The organism is Pseudomonas sp. BF-RE-21, from assembly GCF_019947305.1.
Lineage (GTDB): Bacteria > Pseudomonadota > Gammaproteobacteria > Pseudomonadales > Pseudomonadaceae > Aquipseudomonas > Aquipseudomonas migulae.
On record NZ_JAGYGF010000031.1, the window covers coordinates 43,587 to 66,381 of the forward strand.

Genomic DNA, 22,795 nt, shown 5'->3' on the forward strand with positions numbered 1-22,795 from the left:
ACGTCCGGTATTTAAAAATGCCGTTCGCGCCCGGCAAACAGGTCGCGTAGATTGCCCCGATGACGCCAGACGATCATGCCCGTGAGCGCGCTCATGGGCAGCAAGGCCGCCGGTTCCTGCCAGGCCAGCAGCGGCAGGGTCAGCGGTGTGGCGATCAGCGCGGCGAGTGAGCTGGTGCGGGTCAGGTAGAACGTCAGCAGCCAGGCACAGACCGCCAGCAGGGCTGCTGGCGGGTAAAGCCCCAGTAACATGCCGGCAGCAGTGGCGACACCTTTGCCACCGCGAAAGCGAAAATACAGCGGGAACAGGTGACCGATGACGGCACAAACGCCGATCCAGGCCTGTTCTTGCAGCGAAAGACCCGCAACACCGGCGATCAGCACCGGCAACAGCCCTTTGCAGAGGTCGCCGATCAAGGTCAGGATGGCGAGTTTCTTGCCGGCCAGACGCAACATGTTGGTGGCACCGGCATTGCCCGAGCCACTCATTCGCGGATCGGGGCTACCGGTCAGGCGGCTGAGCAAAATGGCGAAGGACAGAGAGCCGAGCAGGTAGGCGAGAGTCGCCAGTAACCAAAACATGCTAACTATTCCGGGCGAGGACGCCCTGATTCTAACGGCGCATTGCGCCCTTGTCGTGCAGCGGAGAAAAGTGCTTGGACAGAGTGTTTATCGAGGGCCTGGAAGTCGACACCGTGATCGGTGCCTACGACTGGGAGCGAGGCATCCGACAGTGCTTGCGTCTTGATCTGAGCTTCGCCTGGGACAATCGCCCGGCCGCGGCGGGTGATGACTTGACCCTGGCGCTCGATTACGCGAGCGTTTCGTCGCGCATCCAGGCCTTTGCCGAGCAAGCGCAGTTCCAGTTGGTCGAGACCTTTGCCGAACGTCTGGTTGAAGTGCTGATGAGCGAGTTCAACATTACCTGGATGCGTCTCAAACTGACCAAGCCAGGTGCCGTCCCGGCGGCTACCGGTGGTGTGGGCGTGGAGATCGAGCGCGGATGTCGCTGACTCAGGTGTACCTCGGGCTCGGTAGCAATATCGAGCGCGAAACCCATTTGCAGGCTGGCCTGGAAGCCCTGGCGGGTTTTCTGGTGGATATAAGATGCTCGGCTGTGTTTGAAAGCCAGCCGGTGGGGATCAAGAGCGGGCCGTTCTTCAATTTCGTGGTCTCGGCTTACACCGATTTGCCGCTGATAGAACTGGACCGCCGACTGAAATTCATCGAGGCGGACAATGGCCGCTATGCACCGGACCGCAAGGGTTTGCCGCTGGATATCGACGTGTTGTTGTTCGGTGATCTGGTGGGTAACTTCGACGGATTGATTCTGCCGCGTGCAGAGATCCTGAAAAATGCCTTCGTGTTGTGGCCGTTGTCGCTCATTGCGCCGGATCGTGTGCATCCGGGTGTAGGCAAAAGCTTTGCGACGTTGTGGGGCGAAGCGCAGATTGATCAGGTGTTGGCGCCGGTGGCGTTTGAATGGCGTGGGAAGCCGTTGACTCCCCAGAATTTGCTGTGACCTGAATGACGCCTTCGCGGGCAAGCCTCGCTCCTACAGGGCAACGCATACGTGTAGGAGCGAGCGGTGCGGCGATCCGACTTGCCCGCGAAGCTTTTCAGGAAGGCGCCGTCTCTTTGTAAATCTTCAGCGCTTTAAGCCGCTCACGCTTGATCGCCTCTCCCAACTCCGGCCCCTTGAATCCCTTCTCCAGCAACGGTTGTACCGCCACGCTGCGGGCTGCATTCGCCGCCCCGCGCAAATAATCCGCCTGTGGATAACTTCTCTGCTCCAGCCCTTTGCGCCCGCGCGCGTCCATTTCACACGCCGCAATAAACTCCTCAAACCGCTGCGGGCGACGATAGACGTCAAAACTCTGAAGCAGCTCCAGCAGCGTCGAGGGCTTTAGCTCCAGGGCGCGATGGCCATGGGTGTGATATTGCCCCACCAGCAAAGCCAGTTCCTGGCAGTCCTTCGGTGCCTTGAAGCGTTCATTGACCGCTTTGATCAGCTTCAGGCCGGTGTGTTCGTGGGCGATGTGCCGCGGCCAGTCTTCTTTCGGCGTCAGTCCTTTGCCCAGGTCATGCAGCAGGCAAGCCCAGCGCACAGTCAGTGGTTGTTTGTGCAACGCTGATTGCTCAAGCACGCTCAAGGTGTGTACGCCCGTGTCGATTTCCGGGTGATGAGCTTCCGGTTGCGGTACGCCGAACAGGGCATCGACTTCTGGCATCAGCACCTTGAGAGCGCCGCACTCGCGCAGCACTTCGATAAATACCTGCGGTTGATCTTCCAGCAGTGCGCGGGAAATTTCTTTCCAGCTACGTTCGGCGGTCAATGCCTCCAGTTCGCCCGACTCGCTGAGTTGGCGCATCAGCTCCAGCGTTTCCGGTGCGACGGTGAAGCCCAACTCCGCATAACGAGCGGCAAAGCGCGCAACGCGCAGAACACGGAGCGGATCTTCGGCGAATGCGGGGGAAACGTGACGCAGAACGCGAGCTTCGAGATCGCGTTGGCCATGGTACGGGTCGGTCAAATTCTGTTTATCGTCTTCAGCCATGGCGTTGATCGTCAGGTCGCGACGAATCAGGTCTTCTTCGAGGGTGACTTCAGGGCTGGCGTGAAAGGTAAAGCCGCCGTAACCGCGTCCGCTTTTGCGTTCAGTCCGGGCGAGGGCATATTCCTCACCACTTTTTGGATGAAGAAACACCGGGAAGTCCGCGCCCACCGGGCGATAGCCCTTGGCGAGCATTTCTTCGGTGGTGGCGCCGACCACGACCCAGTCGATATCGGTGACAGGTTTGCCCAGCAGGCGATCGCGTACCGCACCGCCGACTTTATAAATCCGCATAAAAAACCTCCGTTAGCCCGACAGAATAACCGTTGCGTCGAGCTTGCGGAGGCACGAACAGGATCAAAGATGAATGACGGCCAGGTCCAGCCGGCCGTATTCGCCTTCGCTGTGCTCGCTTCTGGGCGGTACGTGGTGGGTTTTCATCACCTGATCCCCTTGCAGGGTTTCCAGGTGAATGTCGAAGCCCCAGAGGCGGTGCAAGTGTTTAAGCACTTCCTCGGTGGACTCGCCCAGCGGTTTGCGGTCGTGTTGCTGGTGACGCAGGGTCAGGGAGCGGTCTCCGCGGCGGTCGATGCTGTAGATCTGGATATTGGGTTCGCGATTGCCCAGGTTGTACTGTGCGGCCAGGGTTTCCCGAATGGTGCGGTAGCCATCTTCGTCGTGGATGGCCGGTACCAGCAGGTCGTCCTTCTGATCATCATCGAGAATGCTGAACAATTTCAGGTCGCGGATCACCTTCGGCGACAGGTACTGCAGGATGAAGCTTTCATCCTTGAAGCTGCTCATGGCGAACTTGATGGTCGATAGCCAGTCGGTGCCGGCGATTTCCGGGAACCAGCGGTAATCTTCCTCGGTGGGGGTTTCACACATGCGCCGGATATCACGGTACATGGCAAAGCCCAGGGTGTAGGGGTTTATTCCGTTGTAGTACGGGCTGTCGAAGCCCGGCTGGAAGACCACGCTGGTGTGGGACGTCAGGAACTCCATCATGAAGCCGTCGGTGACCAGCCCTTCGTCGTACAGGTCGTTCATCAGGGTGTAATGCCAGAACGTGGCCCAGCCTTCGTTCATCACCTGAGTCTGGCGTTGCGGGTAAAAATACTGGGCGATCTTACGCACGATCCGCACGATCTCCCGCTGCCAGGGCTCCAGCAGCGGCGCGTGTTTTTCGATGAAGTACAGGATGTTTTCCTGCGGTTCGGCGGGGAAGCGTGCGTTGTCCCGGTCGCTGTACTTGTCCGCGCCTTTCGGGATGGTGCGCCACAGATCGTTGATCTGTTTCTGCAAATGCTCCTCCCGGTCCTTTTGCCGACGACGTTCTTCCTCGGCGGAAATCGGGTAAGGGCGTTTGTAGCGGTCAACCCCGTAGTTCATCAGCGCATGGCAGGAGTCCAGCAGGTCCTCGACCGCGTCGATGCCGTGGCGCTCTTCGCACTGCATGATGTACTGCTTGGCGAACACCAGGTAATCGATGATCGAGCTGGCGTCGGTCCAGGTGCGAAACAGGTAGTTGCCTTTGAAGAAGCTGTTGTGCCCGTAGCAGGCGTGAGCCACCACCAGCGCCTGCATGCAGATGGTGTTTTCTTCCATCAGGTAGGCGATGCAGGGGTCCGAGTTGATCACGATTTCGTACGCCAGCCCCATCTGCCCGCGAGTGTAGGATTTTTCGGTGCTGAGGAAGTGTTTGCCGTACGACCAATGGTGATAACCCAGCGGCATACCGACGGAGGCATACGCATCCATCATCTGCTCGGCCGTGATCACTTCGATCTGGTTAGGGTAGGTGTCGAGCGCATAGCGAGCCGCGATACGACTGATTTCGCGGTCGTAGGCCTGGATCAGCTCGAACGTCCATTCGGAGCCGGTGGAAATGGGTTGGCGCTTCTGCTCTTTGGCGGTCATGTCACTAACCTGCGCTGGAAGAGTTCACGGAAGACCGGATAGATATCCCCGGCCGAGACCAGTTGTTGCTGGGCAAAAGTGTCTGAAAAGGCTTCGGCGATGCGCTCGTACTCGAACCACAGGGCCTGATGTTCGCGCGGGGTGATCTCAACGTAAGTGTAGTACTGCACGAACGGCATGATCTGGTTGATCAGAATGTCGCGGCAGATCGGCGAGTCGTCATTCCAGTTATCGCCGTCGGAAGCCTGGGCGGCGTAGATATTCCACTCGTTGCTCGGATAGCGTTCGGCCATGATCTCCTGCATCAGTTTCAACGCGCTGGAAACGATGGTGCCGCCGGTTTCGCGGGAATAGAAGAATTCTTCCTCATCCACTTCCCGGGCACTGGTGTGGTGGCGGATGAAAACCACGTCAATCTTGTCGTAGTTACGCTTGAGGAACAGGTACAGCAGGATAAAGAAACGCTTGGCGATGTCCTTGGTCGCCTGGGTCATGGAGCCGGACACGTCCATCAGGCAGAACATCACCGCCTTCGAACTGGGGTTGGGTTGCTTGACCAGCAGGTTGTACTTGAGGTCGAAGGTGTCGAGGAACGGTATGCGATGAATGCGCGCACTGAGTTTTTCTATTTCCGCCTCGATTTCCTGAATATCGCCGAAGTTGTCCGGTTCTTCCTGCCTGAGTCGCAGCAATTCCTCTTTGGCTTCGCGCAGTTTCGCCCGGCTGCTGCCGGACAGGGCGATTCGTCGGGCGTGGGCCGAGCGCAAGGTGCGGATGATGTTGATCCGCGACGGGTTGCCTTCGTTGCTGATGCCTGCACGAACGGTTTTGAAGGTATCGGTGCCGGTCAGGTTGCGCTTGACCAGATTGGGCAGTTCCAGGTCCTCGAACATGAACTCGAGGAACTCTTCCTGGGTGATCTGGAAGACGAACTCGTCCATGCCTTCGCCCGAGTTGCCAGCCTTGCCGGGCCCTCTGCCGCCGCCACCTCCGGGCGGACGGGCGATGTGCTCGCCACTGGTGAACTCTTTGTTGCCGGGGTGCACGACGGTCTGTTTGCCCCCGCGACCGTGGTGAAGCACCGGCTCGTCGATGTCGCGGCCGGGAATGCTGATCTGTTCGCCGTGTTCCATGTCGGTGATGGAGCGCCGGCTGACCGCCTCTTCGACAGCCTTTTTGATGTGATCACGGTAACGCCGCAGAAACCGCTGACGGTTCACCGTGCTCTTGTTCTTGCCATTGAGACGTCGGTCGATCACATAGCTCATGACTGCTCCTTAGAAGCTGTCCTGAAAGGGGCGAGCGGTGATGCAGCATCGGACCGAAGGCCAAGGGATATTCAACGCTCCCCCAAGCGCTTTGGATGCTGCCTGAACTCGCTACCGACTTTCGAACACCTTCCAGAGGCCTGTGTAACAGAAAATGCGTACACAGGCCTCTGGCTGACGACAACCGGTCTGACCGGCAGCGGGTTATTGTGATTTTCTGACCCGCAGGTACCACTCGGACAGCAGTCGTACCTGTTTGTCGGTGTAGCCCCGCTCGACCATCCGTGTGACGAAGTCGTTGTGTTTCTGCTGGTCCTCTTTGCTCGCCTTGGCGTTGAAGCTGATGACGGGCAGGAGGTCCTCGGTGTTGGAGAACATTTTCTTCTCGATGACCACCCGCAGTTTTTCGTAGCTGAGCCAGGTCGGGTTCTTGCCGTTGTTGTTGGCACGGGCGCGCAGCACGAAGTTGACGATTTCGTTGCGGAAATCCTTCGGATTGCTGATGCCGGCCGGTTTTTCGATTTTCTCCAGTTCTTCGTTCAGCGCCACGCGATTGAGGATCTCGCCTGTTTCCGGGTCGCGGTATTCCTGGTCCTGGATCCAGAAGTCGGCGTACAGCACGTAACGATCGAAGATATTCTGGCCGTACTCGCTGTACGACTCGAGGTAGGCGGTCTGGATTTCCTTGCCGATGAACTCGATGTAACGCGGCGCCAGGTACTCCTTGAGGAAGCGCAGGTAGCGTTCGCGGGTTTCAGCCTGGAATTGTTCCTGTTCGATCTGTTGTTCCAGCACGTAGAGCAAATGCACCGGGTTGGCGGCGATTTCGTGCGGATCGAAGTTGAAGACCTTCGACAGAATCTTGAACGCGAAACGGGTCGACAGGCCGTTCATGCCTTCGTCGACACCGGCATTGTCGCGGTATTCCTGGATCGACTTGGCCTTTGGATCGGTGTCCTTGAGGTTTTCACCGTCGTAGACCCGCATCTTGGAGTAGATGTTCGAGTTTTCCGGCTCCTTGAGGCGCGAGAGCACGGTGAACTGGGCGAGCATCTTCAGCGTGTCCGGTGCGCAGTGCGCCTTGGCCAGGGAGCTGTTGAACAAGAGCTTGTCGTAGATCTTCACTTCGTCGCTGACCCGCAGGCAGTACGGCACTTTGACGATGTAGATCCGGTCGATGAAGGCTTCGTTGTTCTTGTTGTTGCGGAAGGTGTGCCATTCCGATTCGTTGGAGTGAGCCAGCAGGATCCCGGTAAACGGAATCGCCCCCAGACCTTCGGTGCTGTTGTAGTTGCCTTCCTGGGTGGCGGTCAGCAATGGGTGCAGCACCTTGATCGGTGCCTTGAACATTTCGACGAATTCCATCAGGCCCTGGTTGGCCCGGCACAGTGCGCCCGAATAGCTGTAGGCGTCGGCGTCGTTTTGCGGGAATTCTTCCAGTTTGCGGATATCGACCTTGCCCACCAGTGCCGAGATGTCCTGGTTGTTTTCGTCTCCCGGCTCGGTTTTGGCTACGGCGATCTGGTTGAGGATCGACGGATAGAGCTTCACCACGCGGAACTGGCTGATGTCGCCGCCGAACTCGGCCAGACGTTTGGTGGCCCATGGCGACATGATGGTGTTGAGATAGCGCCGCGGAATGCCGAAGTCTTCTTCGAGGATCGCGCCATCTTCGGTGGCGTTGAACAGACCCAAAGGAGATTCGAAAACCGGCGAGCCTTTGATCGCGTAGAAAGGCACCTTCTCGATAAGCTGTTTCAGCTTCTCGGCCAGGGACGATTTACCGCCGCCGACGGGGCCGAGCAGATAGAGGATTTGTTTTTTCTCTTCCAGGCCCTGAGCGGCATGGCGGAAATACGAGACGATCTGGTCGATGCATTCTTCCATCCCGTGGAAGTCTTCAAAGGCCGGATAGCGGCGGATCACCTTGTTGGAAAAGATTCGCGAAAGCCTCGAGTTGGTCGAGGTGTCGAGCAGCTCCGGTTCTCCGATGGCCAGCAACAGACGCTCGGCGGCGGAAACGTAGGCGCTGCGGTCCTTTTTGCACAGCTCCAGGTACTCTTGCAGTGAGAGTTCTTCCTGGCGTGTGGACTCGAAGCGTTGTTGGAAGTGGCTAAAGATACTCATGACGTCACCTCGCTCGATACGTGGAGCCGACGCCGGATCAGTCAGTCGATGCTGGCAGCGACCGGATATGCAGTCGCTGTTTACCCCCCAGAACCCTTTCAAAGCGTACCGCCCCGAAAGCTACTCCCGATGACCCGCGCGCCGGTGTACCGGCTCTCCCCTGTTTTGGATGGCCTGCGCTTAAGGATAGTTGCTTATTCGGGAGGTAAAGGCGAGATACGTAATTAGTTGTGGCAGACCGTTCGTCTGCCACCGCGCGAGCCCGCGGCAGCCGGGGCTTGCACGTTACAAAAAAATTATTCGGAAGTGCCTTGCGCAGTTTCCGAAGGATAAGTCGTACGCCACAGCTCAAAACCGCCATCCATGCTGTAGACATCGGAGAAGCCCTGGCTGATCAGGTAGGCCGCTGCGCCCTGGCTGGAATTGCCGTGATAGCAGACCACCACCGTCGGTGCGTCCAGGTCCGCGCCCTGAATGAAAGCATGCAGGGAATGGTTGTCCAGATGCTTCGAGCCGCTGATGTGCAGCGCGGCAAATGTTGCCGGGTCTCGAACATCGACCACCACTGCGCCTTGTTCGCGCAGGGCCTGGGCCTGTTCTGGGGGGATACGTTTGAATTCGCTCATGGCGGGCTCCTGTGGCTCGGCTGAATGCGCAGTCTAGCGCCGGGCGCTGGCTGGCGTTTGTTCGGAAATGGGGGAGGCGACTGACGGCAGGAAGGTGTGGCCATGCTCGTCGCATTTGCACTGCAGTCGCTCAAGGGTGTCGACGTTCATCAAGGTCATCGAACCGCCCCAGACGCAACCGGTGTCGAGGGCGAAGATGCCCGGCTCGTTGCACTGGCCTTCGAGCGCTGCCCAGTGGCCGAAGATGATCTTCACGTCCCTGGTCTTGCGCTCCTTGTAAGTGAACCACGGCGCATAACCTGGCGGCGCGGTGTCGACGCCTTCCTTGCCCTTGAGGTCGAGTTTGCCTTCGCTGGTGCAGAAACGCATGCGGGTGAAATAGTTGGTGATCACACGCAGGCGGGTTACGCCTTTGAGATCGCTGTCCCATTTCAGCGGTTCGTTGCCGTACATGCCGTCGAGGTAAGGCGCGAAGCGATTGTCGTCGCGCAGGGCTTCTTCGACTTCGGCGGCGCACTTCAGGGCTTTGCGCAGCGACCATTGCGGGGGGATGCCGGCGTGGACCAGCGCGATGTTGCGCTGCTCGTCGTAATGCATGAGCTTTTGCTGGCGCACCCATTCCAGCAGTTCCACACGATCCGGTGCTTCGAGAATCTCGCGCAGGGTGTCGGCTTTCTTCAGGCGTTCGATGTTATGCCCGGCGGCCAGCAGATGAAGATCGTGGTTGCCGAGCACGCACACCAGTGATTCGCGAATGCTATAGAGGAAGCGCAAGGTTTCCAGCGACTGCGGGCCACGGTTGACCAGATCGCCCACCAGCCACAGTTTGTCCCGGGCAGGGTCGAAGGCGACTTGCTTGAGCAGGCATTTCAACGGTTCGAGGCAACCTTGCAGGTCGCCAACGGCATACGTTGCCATCAGTGCAGGGCTCCGGGCACCGCCAGACGGAATGGAGCGATGATGGCGTCGAAGTGTTTGCCGTCTTCGGCAATCATTTGATAGCTGCCTTGCATGTTGCCGACCTTGGTCGTCATCACCGTGCCACTGCTATAGGTATGGCTCTCGCCTGCCTTGATCAACGGCTGTTGGCCAACCACGCCGGCACCGCGAACCTCCTCGACATGCCCGTCACCATCGGTGATCACCCAGTGCCGCGACAACAGCTTGGCCGGTAATTCGCCATTGTTGTGCACGGTGATGGTGTAAGCGAAGGCAAAGCGGTTTTGCTCGGGTTGCGATTGTTCTGCCAGATAGCGGGTGACGACGCTGACGTCGACCTGATAACGAGGATCGGACATTCAAGAGGCCTTAAAAACGAAGCGGGACGCGGGGCGTAGCTGATGGAATTCAGTCTAGGCCAAGTATCGGGTAGTAAACCAGACATGAGGGCTGGTGTCCTACCCGATAACGCTTGTTGCCTGTCAGTCGGCGGCGGGTTTCTGTAGGACTTGTTCGCTGAGTTTGTCGGCCAAGCGTACGAAGGCGGCCAGATCGAGCTGCTCTGGGCGCAGGCTGCCGTCGACACCGGCGGCGGTGATTTCGTCGTTGCTCAGCAGCAACTTGAGGGTGTTGCGCAGGGTCTTGCGGCGCTGGTTGAAGGCTTCGCGCACGACGCGCTCCAGCAAACGGTGATCCTTGGCCGGGTGCGGCAGTACGGCGTGAGGCACCAGGCGCACGATGGCAGAATCGACTTTCGGCGGCGGGTTGAATGCGCCGGGGCCAACGTTGAACAGGTGCTCTACACGACAATGGTACTGAACCATGATCGACAGACGACCCCAGTCACCGCCGCCAGGGCCTGCCGCCAGACGCTCGACCACTTCTTTCTGCAGCATGAAGTGCATGTCGCGAATGATGCCTGCGTTGTGCAGCAGGTGGAAAATCAGCGGCGTGGAGATGTTGTACGGCAGGTTGCCCACCACGCGCAGGCTGTTCGGCGCGGCGTTCAGGCTGTTGAAGTCGAACTTCAGCGCATCGCCCTGGTGCAGGTTGAAATTGCTCTTGCCGGCGAACTGCTGGTTGAGGATCGGGATCAGGTCTTTATCCAGCTCTACTACGTCCAGCTGGGCACCGCTGTTCAGCAGGCCTTGGGTCAGCGCGCCCTGGCCCGGACCGATTTCCAGCAGGCGGTCTTCGGGCTTGGCATGGATGGAGCGCAGGATGCGGTCGATAACGCCGGCATCATGCAGGAAGTTCTGGCCAAAGCGTTTGCGCGCCTTGTGTTGGTAATGCTCGGTCATAAACGGGTCTCGGCCATCTGGTAGGCGGTTTCCAGGGCGACTTGCAGGCTGCCGGTGTCGATTTTGCCGCTGCCGGCCAGGTCCAGGGCAGTGCCGTGGTCGACCGACGTGCGGATGATCGGCAAGCCGAGGGTCACGTTGACTGCTGCGCCGAAGCCTTTGTATTTCAGCACAGGCAAGCCCTGGTCGTGGTACATCGCCAGCACCGCGTCGCAGTGCTCCAGATATTTGGGGGTAAACAGAGTGTCGGCGGGCAGGGGGCCGCGAAGGTCCATGCCTTCGCCACGCAGGCGCTCTAATGTAGGTTCGATGATGTCGATTTCTTCATGGCCCAGGTGTCCGCCTTCGCCGGCATGGGGATTGAGCCCGCACACCAGGATACGCGGCTGGGCGATGCCGAATTTTTGTTGCAGGTCGGCATGCAGAATCCGCGTGACCCGCTCCAGACGCTCCGGTGTGATTGCATCGGCAATCTCGCGAAGGGGCAGGTGAGTGGTGACCAGCGCCACGCGCAATCCGCGGGTCGCAAGCATCATCACCACTTGCGCGGTCTGCGTCAGGTCGGCGAGAAATTCTGTATGCCCGGAAAAGGCGATACCCGATTCGTTGATCACGCCCTTGTGCACAGGGGCGGTGATCATGCCGGCGAAGTGCCCGTCCAGGCAGCCCTGACCAGCGCGGGTCAGGGTTTCCAGAACGAAAGCAGCATTGGCTTTGTCGAGTTGACCGGCAGTCACCGGCGCATTGAGCGGCGTATCCCAGACATACAGGCTGTTGGCTGGCGCGGGGACATCCGGCCAGCTGTCCGGGGTCACCGGCAGCAAATCAACGACCACGCCCAGCTGCGCGGCCCGCTCAAGGAGCAGGTCGCGGCTGGTAATGGCAATCAGGGGATGTGGCTGGGCTTGCGAGGCAACCAGCAGGCACAGGTCAGGACCTATGCCGGTCGGTTCGCCGGGTGTCAGCGCGAAACGTTGGGGTTTCACTGCGCTGCCTGGTCTGCACCAGGGAGTTTGATCTCTACGTACGCTTCGTCACGGATCTGACGCAGCCAGGTTTGCAGCTCTTCGTCGTATTTGCGGTTACGCAGTACGGTCATTGCTTGCTGCTCACGGGCCTGGGTGGTGCTGTCAGTGGCGCGGCGGCCAAGGACTTCCAGGACGTGCCAGCCATATTGGGTCTGGAACGGCTTGGACAGCTGACCTTGCGGGGTATTGGCCATCACTTCGCGGAACTCGGGCACCAATGCATTCGGGTCGATCCAGTTCAGGTCGCCGCCGTTGAGGGCGGAACCCGGGTCTTCCGAGAAGCTTTTCGCCAGTTCGCCGAAATCTTCGCCCGCTTCGATACGGGTGTAGAGCGATTGGGCCAGGGCCTTGGTTTTTGCTTCGTCGCGGATCGGGCTAGGTTTGACCAGGATATGACGCACGTGTACTTCGTCACGGGTCTGGGTCTCGCCGCCACGCTTGTCGAGGATCTTCAGGATGATGAAGCCACCCGGCGTGCGCATCGGCTGGGTGACATCGCCGACCGACATGGTGCTCAGCATGCGATCGAACGGAGGTGGCAATTGAGCGGCTTTACGCCAGCCCATGTCGCCGCCTTCCAGTGCGGTTTCGCTGGCGGATTTGGCGATTGCCAACTGAGCGAAGTCAGCGCCTTGCTTGAGCTGCTGGTAAACCGCGTCGGCCTGTTTGGCAGCACTCTGAATCGCATCGGAGTTAGCACTTTCCGGTGTAGGAATCAGGATGTTGGCCAGGCGGAACTCTTCGGACAGCTGCATTTTGCCAAGGTCGGAAGCGAGGAAGTTCTTCACTTCCTGCTCGGACACTTGAATGCGCTCAGCCACACGGCGTTGACGCACGCGGCTGATGATCATTTCACGACGAATCTGCTCGCGAGCGTCTTCATAAGACAGGCCATCACGAGTCAGGGCCGCGCGGAATTGATCGATCGACATGTTATTGCGCTGGGCAATGGTGCCGACCGCCTGATTCAGCTCTTCATCGGTGATGCGAATGCCGGAGCGTTCGCCGATCTGCAGTTGCAGGTTTTCGACGATCAGGCGCTCAAGCACCTGCTGATCCAGCACGCTGGCCGGCGGCGCAGCAGAACCGCGTTTGGCGATGGTTTGCTGAACTTCATGAACACGTTGGTCCAGCTGGCTCTGCATGACCACATCGTTGTCGACAATGGCCACCACTTTATCGATGGACTGTACCGCGGCATTCGCCGCAGTACCCAGGAACAGCGCGCCCAGCATCAGCGGGCGCAGACAATCAGAAAGCTTGGTCTTCACGTTCACGATAACCTTGGATGCCTTTGTCGAGGAAGCTCTCTACTTTTTGGCCAACAACGCCGCCGAGACCTTTCAGAACGATTTGGAGGAAGATGCCATGGTCGCCTTTTTCGTTTTGCGGAGCTTCCTGACTGAATTCGTCATAGGAAACCCAGTAACGGTTGATCAGGCGCAGTTTCCAGCAGCAGTTGTCGTACTCGAAACCACCAAAGGCTTCCAGAGTACGGTTCTGGTTGTAGTCATACTGCCAGCGGCTGATGGCGTTCCATTGCGGCACGATCGGCCAGATCACCGAGAAGTCGTGCTGCTGGATCTTGTAGTAGTCCTTCACGTAACCCGGGGTTCCCGGCGTGCCATAGTCACCACCACCCACCGACCATTGACCGGTGTTCTGGTCGTAACGGACCTGGTCATTGCGATAGCGATAGCCGGCGTTGATGACCTTGTTCGGGTTGTCTTCAGGCTGGTAGTGGAACATCGCACTGCCCGAGCGAGGGCTGTGGCTGTCCGGATCCCAGTTGTAATCGGCAGTCGTGCGCCAATCGCGGTTCCAGCGGTATTCGTATTCCAGCGCATACGGAGAAACGTTGGCCTGCGCATCTTCGCGGGTTTTTGCGTCGATACCCGGCAACTGGACTTCGCGATCCTTGAAGTACAAGGCCTGGCCGACGCTGATGCGTTGACGTTCAAAGCCGTTTTCTTCGATCCAGCGGCTGGTCACGCCCAGCGACAGTTTGTTCTCGTCGCCGACGCGGTCGGAGCCCGAGAAGCGGTTGTCGCGGAATAGCGACGCATAGTTGAAGGTGTACTCGCCGGTGTCGAAAACCGGAATGTCCTTCTGGTCTTCTTCAGGGACATACAGGTAGAACAGGCGCGGTTCCAGGGTCTGGCGATAGTTCTTGCCGAACCAGGTGGTGTTGCGATCGAAATACAGGCCGCTGTCGACGCTGGCGATCGGGACGCCGCGGTTTTGCGAGCTGCTGAAGGACTCGCCAAGCGCCGAAGCGTTATTGCGGTTCGTCAGGAGATCGTTTTTACCGGTGCCATCGAGATCCAGGTCGTACTGGGTGTATTGATATTTGAGCGATGGCTTGACGAAGCCATACGTCCAGTCCAGCGGCAGGCTCACGCCTGGCTTGAGGTTCAGACGATTACCGTTGGCACGAGCCAGGCCCGCTACGTTGGTGTCCAGACGAGGCGACAGGTTGCCGTCTTCATCGGAGAACGAGCCCGTTTGCAGGTCGCGCTCGAATCGCACGATTTCTGTTTCGTAGTCGAAATTCAAACCGTTCGGGTGCGTTGGCAACTGACCGTTGAAGGTGAGCTGTGGCAAGCGGTCGTACGGTGTGATGTTCGATACGGTCGCCAGCTGATAGGCCTGGGCATTGAGGCGTGCAACGTAGCTGTCGCCACGATAGCTGACAGAGCCCTGCTGGTTCACGTAATCGGACGACTTCACGCCAAGCTGGTCGGTCTGCAGATCCTGGAAGTAATACGGATCGCTGATCTTGGTGTAGTCGACCTGCGTGAATACCCGCGAGTCGAGACCGCCCTTGTGCTGCCAGTTGTACATGTAGCGGGTTTTTTCGTAATCCGTTTGAAGCTTGCGATCGTCGTCCTCGTCGTTGAGGTACGCGGCGCCGAACTGACCTTCGGTGGACTTGGTCAGGTAACGGAACTCGCCTTCCATCAACAGGCCGCGCTTGCTCATGTAGCGCGGGTACAACGTGGCATCGTAGTTCGGCGCCAGGTTGAAGTAGTACGGGGTGACCAACAGGAAGCCAGTGTCGCTGCCGCTGCCAATGGTTGGCGGCAGGAAGCCGGACTGACGACGATCATCGATCGGGAAGTAGATGTACGGCGTGTACAGAACCGGAATGTCCTTGACCCGCAGCGTCACGTTGGTCGCGGTACCGAAACCGGTCGCCGGGTTCAAGGTGATGTTGTTGCCCTTGAGCTGCCAGGCGTTGCTGTTCGGTTCGCACGTGGTGTACGTACCATCCTTGAGGCGGATGATCGCGTTTTCGGCACGCTTGGCGTACAGCGCGTTACCGCGGATACGGGATTTGTGCATCACGTATTCAGCGTTGTCGACCTTGGCTTCGCCGGTGTCGAGCTGCACTTCGGCGTGGTCGCCGACGATCAGCGCGCCGTTGTCGCGAATGCGCACGTTGCCGTCCAGCTCGCCACGGCTCTCGGCCTGGTAGAGGTTCGCTTCGTCGGCTTCGGCCTGCATGCTGCCCTGACGCAGGACCACGTCACCGGCCAGGGTAGCGATCTGTTCATCCTGCTTGTAGCGAGAAGCCTTGGCACCGACAAACGTCGGGGCGTCACTTTTATTCGTCTTGTCATTCATGCCAGGACGAATTGGTTCGATATAGGAACCAGAGCAGTAAGGACCGGTTTCGGCCAATTGCGCTGCAGTGAGATTCTCGCGCGGAACCCAGTCGAGGTGACTGTAGTCTGCGCTACGGGACTTGAGGGCACGGCCTTTGGATTCGGTGACCAGCACAGGCTTGGTGCCGGTGTCTTCACTGGCGCCGCTCTCGGTAGGTGCTTCACCGGTTGCGGAGACTGCGCTGCCCTCATGGATGGGACGCGGTGGCAATGCAGCCGCCGACGTCTTGGGCGCACAGTTCCAGGCACCCGAAGCAGAGACTGAGCAGTCATACTGTTCCGCGGCGACCACGAACGAAGTGGCTAGAGGTTGCAGGGCCAGCAGACTGCCAGTGACCAACAACGGAAATTTTTTACGAAACGCGGGGGATTTCAATGCCATCTTATTAGTCCGGGCTTCCTGCGTGCCATCTGCCCGCGGTGTGGGCCGCACGCCTCTCGATGGTCTGAAAAAGATGCTGGATAATAAAGCATGACCCGCTTGACGGCTAGCGCCGTCGGAGACCCTTGCAATGCCTGACCAAGATGTACGTTTGCAACACCTGAAAGTTTGGCTCGATGAGCAGTTGGCGACCCTCTTTGCAGAGCAGAGTTGGGGCGCCGTACCCCCGGCCACGTTGACCGCGGCCAGCAGTGATGCGAGTTTTCGGCGCTATTTCCGCTGGGAAGGCGGCGGCAAAAGTTTCGTCGTAATGGACGCGCCGCCGCCCCAGGAAAACTGCAAACCCTTCGTGGATATCGCTTTTTTGCTGGCGAAATCCGGAATAAATGTGCCGAAAATTTATGCCGAAGACCTCGAGCGCGGTTTTCTTTTGCTCAATGACCTGGGCAACAAGACCTATCTGGACGTTATCGACAGCGAAAATGCCGACGATTTGTTCAAGGATGCCTTGCAGGCTCTGTTGGCTTTTCAGCAGTTGCCGATGGTTGCTCCGCTGCCGAGTTATGACGTGGCGCTGTTGCGTCGCGAGCTGGAATTGTTCCCCGAGTGGTTTGTGAAGCGTGAGTTGGGCATCGAGTTCGACGCTGCGCAGCAAATGCTCTGGCAGAACGTGTCGCAGCTGCTGATCGACAGCGCCCTGGCGCAACCGAAAGTCCTGGTGCATCGCGACTACATGCCGCGCAACCTGATGCTCAGCGAGCCGAATCCCGGCGTGCTGGATTTCCAGGATGCGGTCTATGGCCCGGTGACCTATGACGTGACCTGCCTGTTCAAGGACGCGTTCCTGAGCTGGCCCGAGGAGCGAGTGCACGGTTGGCTGCAAGATTACTGGCAGCAGGCAGGCGCCCTCGGCATTCCCGTCCAGCCAGACTTCGAAGACTTCTTGCGCGCCAGCGACCTGATGGGCGTGCAGCGTCACCTGAAAGTCATTGGTATCTTCGCCCGCATCTGCCATCGCGATGGCAAGCCGCGTTACCTCGCCGACGTGCCGCGCTTCTTTGCTTATATAGAAGCAGTGATCGCCCGCCGTCCTGAACTGGCGGAACTGGATGTGTTGCTGCTGAGTCTGCGTGCTGGAGTGAATGCATGAAGGCAATGATTCTGGCTGCGGGTAAAGGCGAGCGCATGCGCCCGCTGACCCTGACCACGCCAAAACCGCTGGTCCGCGCTGGCGGGGTGCCGCTGATCGAGTATCACCTGCGCGCGCTGGCCGCTGCCGGGTTTACCGAAATCGTGATCAACCATGCCTGGCTGGGACAGCAGATCGAAGACTATCTGGGCGATGGCTCGCGTTATGGCGTGAGTATCCAGTACTCGCCCGAAGGTGAACCGCTGGAGACCGGTGGCGGGATTTTCCGTGCATTGCCATTGTTGGGTGATGAGGCGTTTGTGGTGGTCAACGGTGATATCTGGACCGACTATGACTTCAGCGTCTTGCATCAACCCATCAGCGGCCTGGCGCATCTGGTGTTGGCGGATAACCCGAGCCACCACCCGGCAGGCGATTTCACGCTGGTCGACGGGCAAGTGCACGACGGCCAGGCAGATTCGCCGACCCTGACTTACAGCGGCATTGCAGTGTTGCATCCGCAGCTGTTCGACGGGCACACCGCCGGGGCGTTCAAGCTTGCACCGCTGCTGCGCACGGCCATGGCCGATGGGCAAGTCTCGGGTGAACGGCTGAGCGGACGGTGGGTGGATGTCGGAACTCACGAGCGTCTGGCGGAAGTTGAAACTCTGATTGAAGCGAGTCGCTGAGATGCTGTGGCCAGGGACTCTGATTGGAGCCGGAGCGGGCTTTGCCATTGCCAGCATTCCGGGGGCCTTGCTCGGCGCTTTATTGGGGCAGGCGCTGGATCGGCACCTGCAATTGCATTCGTGGGGGCATTTGCGTGAAAAGCTCGGTGGCAGGCCGGTGCTGCGCAACGATGAGCTGCTGTTCGTATTGCTGGGGCGGCTGGCCAAATGTGATGGGCGAGTGGTAGACGGACATATCCAGCAGGCGCGCCTGGAAATGCAGGCACTGGACATGTCCGAGTCGGCCAAGCGTCGGGCGATTGCCGCGTTCAACCGCGGCAAGTCGGGCCGTGACCGGTTGCGCGGTTATCTGCGACGTTTGAGTGAGCAACCCCATGCGGCGGAAGGCGTATTGCGCGCCTGTTGGCGAATGGTCTGGGCCGATGGTCGTGCCGGGCACGCCGAGCGCGAACTGATTCGTCAATGGGGTAAATGGCTGGGCTGGACGTCGTATCAGGTGCAGGCACTGGCGTCTGACTATGAGCCGCACAAGCAATCGTCGGCCGGCACTGCCATCACTTATAAGGAAGCGTTGTCGCTGTTGGGTGTGTCCGCCACCACCGAGCCGGCGCAGATCAAACGCGCCTATCGGCGCCTGCTGAGTCGTCATCATCCGGACAAAATTGCCGGCAGCGGTGCGACGGCGTTGCAGGTGCGCGAGGCAACGGACAAGACGCGCGAATTGCATAACGCCTATACGTTGATTCGTCAGCGGCGGGATTTCAAGTGATGCGTCGTCAGTGATGACGCCTTCGCGGGCAAGCCTCGCTCCTACAGGTACGATGAAGTCCTGTAGGAGCGAGGCTTGCCCGCGAAGGGCGCGCCTCGGTCTATCAATCTGCCGCAGCCTGAGGATTCAACCATCCCCGCACCCGGCGAACCAACTGCTCCTGCTCTGCTTTCGAGTCACCCGGCAACGCCTTGAGCGATACCTGACTGAACGCCGAACCCTTCAAGCGCTTGCTGGCCTGCAAGCGTTCCAGAGCCGCATTGCGGTCCAGCGGCTTGTCCTTGTAGAAGATGTCGGCGGTGGGCAGTTTTAGTGTCGGCGTCAGTTCAGCCAGGCCAGGTTTCGCTGCCACGGGCGTCTGCGCAGCGACCATCGCGAACTTCTCGACTTGCGAGGGCTGCCTCTCGCTCAGATAACGCGCGGCCCAGTAAGCGCCGGTGCCATGCCCCAGCACCACGATGCTGCGAGCGCTCTGCTGTTCGGCGTAGGCAACAGCCGCATCGATGCGTGCAAAAATTCGTTCGGCGTCAGCTTTGACCTGTTCATCGCTGGTTTCAGCAATGGCCTTGTCGGCCACCTCCGCTTCACCGCCCGCCGCCTGCTCGATGGGCGCCGCCGTGGTCGAGTCCTTGCTGCCGGCATCAGGTGCTTTGGGCGATGGCGTTACTTCAACAATACGTGGCGCAATGGCATCGCTTTGCACGTCTGGCAAGGTGATACTCAGGCTGCTCCACTCGGCGTCCGGCAATTGGCGCCGCAACGGGCCGATTGCCTGCGGCCAGTCAACGGTTTCGCCCGCGCCCGGGATGATAATCACCGCACCCTTGGGGTCAGCGGTATTGGCCGGTTTCCACAAGGCCAGAAACGTGTCGCTGCCGGCCTGGAGTTGTTGCTGTTCCTGAGCGGGGATTTTTCGCTCAAGTGCTGCCGCTTCTTCCTGACTACGCTCAAGCAGCGGCTGACGTTCAACCGGTTTTTCTTCTGCGGGTTTTTCCGCGGCGGCCGGTGCCGGGTCTGCGGCCTCGACGGAAAAGGCGCAAGGCAGGATCAGCGACAGGCACAATGCTGGCAGTGCCAGGCGGTAGACAGGGGGCATCGGATATTCCAGGCCAGAAGTGGTTCCGGCAGCCTAATGGGTTGGTCAGTATTTGTCAGTGTGTGAGATTTCAATGATGCGTTTTTGCTGTCTGTGGGTTATCGGCTGTTTGTGGTTTCCCTTGATGGGCTGGGCGGCGCCTGCGCCACCGGAGCACATCGCGCAGTTGTCTGCGAGCCAACAGCAATGGCTCGCGCAACATAATGAATTACGCGTCGGACTGGTGTTGCAAGTGCCCTATGCGCAATACGATCGCCGCTTGCAGCGGTTGTCCGGGGTTAACGTCGAGCTGATGAAATGGCTGGCAAAAGCGCTCAAGGTCGAGCTGAGCTGGCGTAACTATCCCGACCTTGCGCAACTGGAAGCCGCCGCACGCGAAGGTGAAATCGACATCGCCCCAGGGTTGGCGCAAACCCCCAGCGGCCTGCGCCTGTGGCAGTTTTCCGATCCATACATGCGGGTGCCGCAACTGGTGGTCAGCGACCAGAAGGGCGCCGGCGTGGTCGAGCTGGAAAAACTCGACAGCCAGACCCGCGTCGCCGTACGCATGCCCAGCGCCACCGCCGATTACCTGCGCAGCAATTACCCGCACCTGAACCTCCAGGGCGTGCCGATCGAGCGTCAGGCACTGCAACTGTTGTTGAGTCAGCAGGCCAGTTATGCCGTGGTCGACGAAGCGCAATTCGGGCGTTTGTCCGTCGAACCGGAGTTTGCCGGGTTGGTGGTGGTCGGTGATATTGGCCTGCCGCAACTGCTGCGCGTGGCTACACGGCGGGACTGGCCGGAACTCGCCGGCATCATCGAAAGCGCGCTGCGGGCGATCCCCGCCAAGGACCTGGAGCAACTGCACAACCAATGGCTGCAAGCCAAATACCCGCGACTGACCGAGTCGCCGGGTTTCTGGCAGAACCTCTGCCTGCTGTTGGCGGTGTTGATGCTGAGCTGCATGGCGATCGTGGTCTGGCAGCGTCGGCAGCAACACAGTCTTGAGCAACGGTTGTTGGTGGCTCGGGAAGACATTGCCTTGCGTGCCGCCAGCGAAGAAGCGCTGCGCCTCACCCAGTTTTCTATCGACCAAAGCACCGTCGGCATTCTCTGGGTCAACTGGGACAGCCATGTGCGCTACGCCAACCGCGCCGCGGAAACCATGCTCGGCTATCCGTCGGGTGGCATCATCGATAGGCCGTTGATCGACTTTGAACCGGGTCTGCACATGGACCGCTGGCTGAACCTGTGGAAACGCGCCCGCGCCAGTGAAGAAGGGCCACTCAGCTTTGAAACCAATTGCCTGCGAGCCGATGGCAGCATTCTGCCGACGGATGTGTCGTTGAGCTTCCTGCGTTTTCGCGATGGTGAATATCTGGTGGTCTACCTCAACGACGTTACCGAGCGTCGTCGTGCGCTGGCCGCGTTGCAGGAAAGCGAGGCGCGTCTGCAAGGGATCGCTGCCAACGTACCGGGATTGGTCTTTCGCCTGGAGCGGGCTCCGGTGACAGGGCAGATCGACTTTGCCTACATCAGTGAGGGCAGCGAGAGCCTGGTCGGTTACTCGCCGGCGACCCTGGCCCACCGCGACAAAGGCCTGCGCAGCCTGGTGCATCCGGACGACAAGGCCAGTTACCACCAGACGCAGGATCATGCGCTGGACACTGACAGTGACTGGTCGTGGCAAGGGCGGATTCTCACGCGCCAGGGCGATCAGCGTTGGGCCGAGATCAAGGCCATCACGCGTCGCCTCGATGACGGCACCTATGTCTGGGACGGCATCGTCTGGGACATCAGCGAGAGCAAGCGCATCGAGCTGGAACTGGCCAGCTCCCGTGAGCAATTGCGTGAATTGTCCGCACACCTGGAGAGCGTGCGAGAAGAGGAAAAGGCGCGCATCGCCCGGGAAGTTCACGACGAGTTGGGTCAGATGTTGACCGTGCTGAAACTGGAAACGTCCATGTGCGAACTGGCCTACGCCCAGCTCGACCCAGGTCTGAATGAACGTTTGAACAGCATGAAGCGCTTGATCGCTCAGCTGTTCCAACTGGTGCGCGATGTGGCCACGGCGTTGCGGCCGCCAATTCTCGATGCCGGTATTGCTTCGGCCATCGAATGGCAGGCCCGGCGTTTCGAGGCACGCACGCAGATTCCGTGTCTGGTGCAAGTACCGGAGAACTTGCCGGTGCTCAGCGATGCCAAGGCGATCGGCTTGTTCCGGATCCTTCAGGAAGCGCTGACCAATGTCATGCGGCATGCCCAGGCGCATACTGTTGAACTGACATTGACGCTTGAGGGCGACGAGTTGTGCCTGACTGTCAGCGATGATGGCGTAGGATTTGTCGCCGCTACTGGCCGGCCAACATCCTTCGGGGTTGTGGGCATGCGCGAGCGGGTGTTGATCATGGGCGGGGAACTGTCGCTTGAAAGTGAGCCGGGGGAGGGTACGACGTTGAGTGTGCGCGTACCTTTGGATGAGGCCTGAAGAGTTTGTGTTGATGGTACTTACGCCTTCGCGAGCAAGCCCGCTCCCACATTTGATCCCTGTGTGCCAGCGATTTGCTCATTTACACAAATCCAATGTGGGAGCGGGCTTGCTCGCGAATGATCTTGAATCTGGAGAAAGACCGTGATCCGTGTACTGGTAGCCGAAGACCACACCATCGTTCGCGAAGGCATTAAACAACTGATCGGCCTGGCCAAGGACTTGCTGGTGGTGGGCGAGGCGAGCAATGGCGAGCAGTTGCTCGAAACCTTGCGTCATGTGCCTTGCGAAGTGGTGTTGCTGGACATCTCGATGCCGGGCGTCAATGGCCTGGAAGCGATTCCGCGGATTCGCGCACTGAACAATCCACCGGCGATCCTGGTGTTGTCGATGCACGACGAAGCGCAAATGGCTGCCCGGGCGTTGAAGGTCGGCGCGGCGGGTTATGCAACCAAGGACAGTGATCCGGCGCTGCTGCTGACGGCGATCCGCAAGGTCGCGGCGGGCGGTCGATACATCGACCCGGACCTGGCCGACCGCATGGTTTTCGAAGTCGGCCTGACCGATTCGCGGCCGCTGCATTCGTTGCTCTCGGAGCGCGAATTCTCGGTGTTCGAACGCCTGGCCCAGGGCGCCAACGTCAACGACATCGCCCAGCAACTGGCCCTGAGCAGCAAAACCATCAGCACCCACAAGGCGCGGCTGATGCAGAAACTCAACATCACATCCCTGGCTGAACTGGTGAAGTACGCCATGGAACACAAACTGCTCTGAAAACACCGAATCCCCCCTGTAGGAGCCGGCTTGCTGGCGATGGCGATCTCAATGA

The 22,795-nt window shown here is 59.4% G+C and carries 20 protein-coding genes; 7 read left to right on the forward strand and 13 right to left on the reverse strand.

Annotated features, from left to right (window positions below; translation table 11 throughout):
• Positions 1-11: 11 nt before the first annotated feature.
• Positions 12-581 carry a glycerol-3-phosphate 1-O-acyltransferase PlsY gene (gene plsY, locus KGB25_RS19370; RefSeq protein ID WP_008035949.1) on the reverse strand — a complete coding sequence of 190 codons (570 nt, stop codon included), beginning with the start codon at positions 579-581 and terminating at the stop codon, positions 12-14.
• Positions 582-655: 74 nt separating this feature from the next.
• On the opposite strand from plsY, the gene folB reads away from it, so the two are divergent.
• Together folB and folK are read left to right on the forward strand one after the other, a co-directional pair.
• A complete protein-coding gene (folB, locus tag KGB25_RS19375) occupies positions 656-1,012 on the forward strand; it encodes a dihydroneopterin aldolase (protein ID WP_008027044.1) in 357 nt (118 codons plus the stop codon).
• Complete coding sequence (gene folK / locus KGB25_RS19380; RefSeq protein WP_223436281.1) at positions 1,003-1,521, forward strand: 2-amino-4-hydroxy-6-hydroxymethyldihydropteridine diphosphokinase; 519 nt, start codon at positions 1,003-1,005, stop codon at positions 1,519-1,521. Before folB ends, folK begins: the two co-directional genes overlap by 10 nt.
• Before the next feature lie 97 nt (positions 1,522-1,618).
• Here folK and KGB25_RS19385 read toward each other — a convergent pair whose 3' ends face one another.
• The 11 genes from KGB25_RS19385 to KGB25_RS19435 all read right to left on the reverse strand — a co-directional run bounded on the left by KGB25_RS19385 (position 1,619) and on the right by KGB25_RS19435 (position 15,813).
• A complete protein-coding gene (locus tag KGB25_RS19385) occupies positions 1,619-2,848 on the reverse strand; it encodes a multifunctional CCA addition/repair protein (protein ID WP_223436283.1) in 1,230 nt (409 codons plus the stop codon).
• Positions 2,849-2,911: 63 nt separating this feature from the next.
• On the reverse strand, positions 2,912-4,474 hold the full coding sequence (locus KGB25_RS19390) for a SpoVR family protein (RefSeq protein WP_008027050.1): 1,563 nt from the start codon (positions 4,472-4,474) through the stop codon (positions 2,912-2,914).
• A complete protein-coding gene (locus KGB25_RS19395) occupies positions 4,471-5,742 on the reverse strand; it encodes a YeaH/YhbH family protein (protein ID WP_008035961.1) in 1,272 nt (423 codons plus the stop codon). The genes KGB25_RS19390 and KGB25_RS19395 overlap by 4 nt, the downstream gene beginning before the upstream one ends.
• A gap of 204 nt (positions 5,743-5,946) precedes the next feature.
• Complete coding sequence (locus KGB25_RS19400) at positions 5,947-7,869, reverse strand: PrkA family serine protein kinase (RefSeq protein WP_008027052.1); 1,923 nt, start codon at positions 7,867-7,869, stop codon at positions 5,947-5,949.
• A gap of 296 nt (positions 7,870-8,165) precedes the next feature.
• Positions 8,166-8,495, reverse strand: coding sequence for a thiosulfate sulfurtransferase GlpE (gene glpE, locus KGB25_RS19405; RefSeq protein ID WP_008027054.1), 330 nt, complete (start codon positions 8,493-8,495; stop codon positions 8,166-8,168).
• A 33-nt stretch (positions 8,496-8,528) separates the two neighbouring features.
• On the reverse strand, positions 8,529-9,413 hold the full coding sequence (locus KGB25_RS19410) for a symmetrical bis(5'-nucleosyl)-tetraphosphatase (protein WP_008027057.1): 885 nt from the start codon (positions 9,411-9,413) through the stop codon (positions 8,529-8,531).
• A complete protein-coding gene (gene apaG, locus KGB25_RS19415) occupies positions 9,413-9,793 on the reverse strand; it encodes a Co2+/Mg2+ efflux protein ApaG (RefSeq protein ID WP_008027059.1) in 381 nt (126 codons plus the stop codon). The genes KGB25_RS19410 and apaG overlap by 1 nt, the downstream gene beginning before the upstream one ends.
• Positions 9,794-9,916: 123 nt before the next feature.
• Complete coding sequence (gene rsmA, locus KGB25_RS19420) at positions 9,917-10,735, reverse strand: 16S rRNA (adenine(1518)-N(6)/adenine(1519)-N(6))-dimethyltransferase RsmA (RefSeq protein WP_008027060.1); 819 nt, start codon at positions 10,733-10,735, stop codon at positions 9,917-9,919.
• Positions 10,732-11,721 carry a 4-hydroxythreonine-4-phosphate dehydrogenase PdxA gene (pdxA, locus tag KGB25_RS19425; RefSeq protein ID WP_223436285.1) on the reverse strand — a complete coding sequence of 330 codons (990 nt, stop codon included), beginning with the start codon at positions 11,719-11,721 and terminating at the stop codon, positions 10,732-10,734. The genes rsmA and pdxA overlap by 4 nt, the downstream gene beginning before the upstream one ends.
• Positions 11,718-13,034 carry a peptidylprolyl isomerase SurA gene (gene surA, locus KGB25_RS19430; protein ID WP_223436287.1) on the reverse strand — a complete coding sequence of 439 codons (1,317 nt, stop codon included), beginning with the start codon at positions 13,032-13,034 and terminating at the stop codon, positions 11,718-11,720. The genes pdxA and surA overlap by 4 nt, the downstream gene beginning before the upstream one ends.
• The gene (locus tag KGB25_RS19435; RefSeq protein ID WP_223436289.1) at positions 13,015-15,813 is read right to left on the reverse strand and encodes an LPS-assembly protein LptD; all 2,799 of its coding nucleotides are present in this window, start codon (positions 15,811-15,813) and stop codon (positions 13,015-13,017) included. The genes surA and KGB25_RS19435 overlap by 20 nt, the downstream gene beginning before the upstream one ends.
• A 130-nt stretch (positions 15,814-15,943) precedes the next feature.
• Between KGB25_RS19435 and KGB25_RS19440 the strand changes: the two genes are divergently transcribed.
• From KGB25_RS19440 to KGB25_RS19450, 3 genes are read left to right on the forward strand one after another with little or no spacing between them, the layout of a single operon-like run.
• Positions 15,944-16,963, forward strand: coding sequence for an aminoglycoside phosphotransferase family protein (locus KGB25_RS19440; RefSeq protein ID WP_223436290.1), 1,020 nt, complete (start codon positions 15,944-15,946; stop codon positions 16,961-16,963).
• Positions 16,960-17,631, forward strand: coding sequence for an N-acetylmuramate alpha-1-phosphate uridylyltransferase MurU (gene murU, locus KGB25_RS19445; RefSeq protein ID WP_223415943.1), 672 nt, complete (start codon positions 16,960-16,962; stop codon positions 17,629-17,631). The genes KGB25_RS19440 and murU overlap by 4 nt, the downstream gene beginning before the upstream one ends.
• A 1-nt stretch (position 17,632) precedes the next feature.
• Entirely contained in the window at positions 17,633-18,400 is a 768-nt protein-coding gene (locus tag KGB25_RS19450; RefSeq protein ID WP_223436296.1) for a TerB family tellurite resistance protein, read from the forward strand.
• Positions 18,401-18,503: 103 nt separating this feature from the next.
• On the opposite strand, the gene KGB25_RS19455 is transcribed toward KGB25_RS19450, so the two are convergent.
• Complete coding sequence (locus KGB25_RS19455) at positions 18,504-19,496, reverse strand: alpha/beta hydrolase family protein (RefSeq protein WP_192229284.1); 993 nt, start codon at positions 19,494-19,496, stop codon at positions 18,504-18,506.
• A gap of 73 nt (positions 19,497-19,569) precedes the next feature.
• On the opposite strand from KGB25_RS19455, the gene KGB25_RS19460 reads away from it, so the two are divergent.
• Positions 19,570-21,966, forward strand: a complete 2,397-nt coding sequence (locus KGB25_RS19460; protein WP_223436292.1) for a PAS domain S-box protein — start codon at positions 19,570-19,572, stop codon at positions 21,964-21,966.
• A gap of 144 nt (positions 21,967-22,110) precedes the next feature.
• Positions 22,111-22,740 (forward strand): response regulator transcription factor, encoded by a 630-nt coding sequence (locus tag KGB25_RS19465; protein WP_003210977.1) that lies wholly within the window; start codon positions 22,111-22,113, stop codon positions 22,738-22,740.
• Positions 22,741-22,795 lie beyond the last annotated feature (55 nt).

Bases quoted from the DNA above. Each gene is read 5' to 3' on its own strand.
- rsmA (WP_008027060.1), bottom strand. From the start codon at position 10,735: ATGACCGAGCATTACCAACACAAGGCGCGCAAACGCTTTGGCCAGAAC.
- apaG (WP_008027059.1), bottom strand. From the start codon at position 9,793: ATGTCCGATCCTCGTTATCAGGTCGACGTCAGCGTCGTCACCCGCTAT.
- plsY (WP_008035949.1), bottom strand. From the start codon at position 581: ATGTTTTGGTTACTGGCGACTCTCGCCTACCTGCTCGGCTCTCTGTCC.
- KGB25_RS19400 (WP_008027052.1), bottom strand. From the start codon at position 7,869: ATGAGTATCTTTAGCCACTTCCAACAACGCTTCGAGTCCACACGCCAG.
- folK (WP_223436281.1), top strand. From the start codon at position 1,003: ATGTCGCTGACTCAGGTGTACCTCGGGCTCGGTAGCAATATCGAGCGC.
- KGB25_RS19385 (WP_223436283.1), bottom strand. From the start codon at position 2,848: ATGCGGATTTATAAAGTCGGCGGTGCGGTACGCGATCGCCTGCTGGGC.
- KGB25_RS19410 (WP_008027057.1), bottom strand. From the start codon at position 9,413: ATGGCAACGTATGCCGTTGGCGACCTGCAAGGTTGCCTCGAACCGTTG.
- KGB25_RS19390 (WP_008027050.1), bottom strand. From the start codon at position 4,474: ATGACCGCCAAAGAGCAGAAGCGCCAACCCATTTCCACCGGCTCCGAA.
- KGB25_RS19455 (WP_192229284.1), bottom strand. From the start codon at position 19,496: ATGCCCCCTGTCTACCGCCTGGCACTGCCAGCATTGTGCCTGTCGCTG.
- KGB25_RS19435 (WP_223436289.1), bottom strand. From the start codon at position 15,813: ATGGCATTGAAATCCCCCGCGTTTCGTAAAAAATTTCCGTTGTTGGTC.
- KGB25_RS19395 (WP_008035961.1), bottom strand. From the start codon at position 5,742: ATGAGCTATGTGATCGACCGACGTCTCAATGGCAAGAACAAGAGCACG.
- KGB25_RS19440 (WP_223436290.1), top strand. From the start codon at position 15,944: ATGCCTGACCAAGATGTACGTTTGCAACACCTGAAAGTTTGGCTCGAT.
- murU (WP_223415943.1), top strand. From the start codon at position 16,960: ATGAAGGCAATGATTCTGGCTGCGGGTAAAGGCGAGCGCATGCGCCCG.
- KGB25_RS19450 (WP_223436296.1), top strand. From the start codon at position 17,633: ATGCTGTGGCCAGGGACTCTGATTGGAGCCGGAGCGGGCTTTGCCATT.
- glpE (WP_008027054.1), bottom strand. From the start codon at position 8,495: ATGAGCGAATTCAAACGTATCCCCCCAGAACAGGCCCAGGCCCTGCGC.
- KGB25_RS19460 (WP_223436292.1), top strand. From the start codon at position 19,570: ATGATGCGTTTTTGCTGTCTGTGGGTTATCGGCTGTTTGTGGTTTCCC.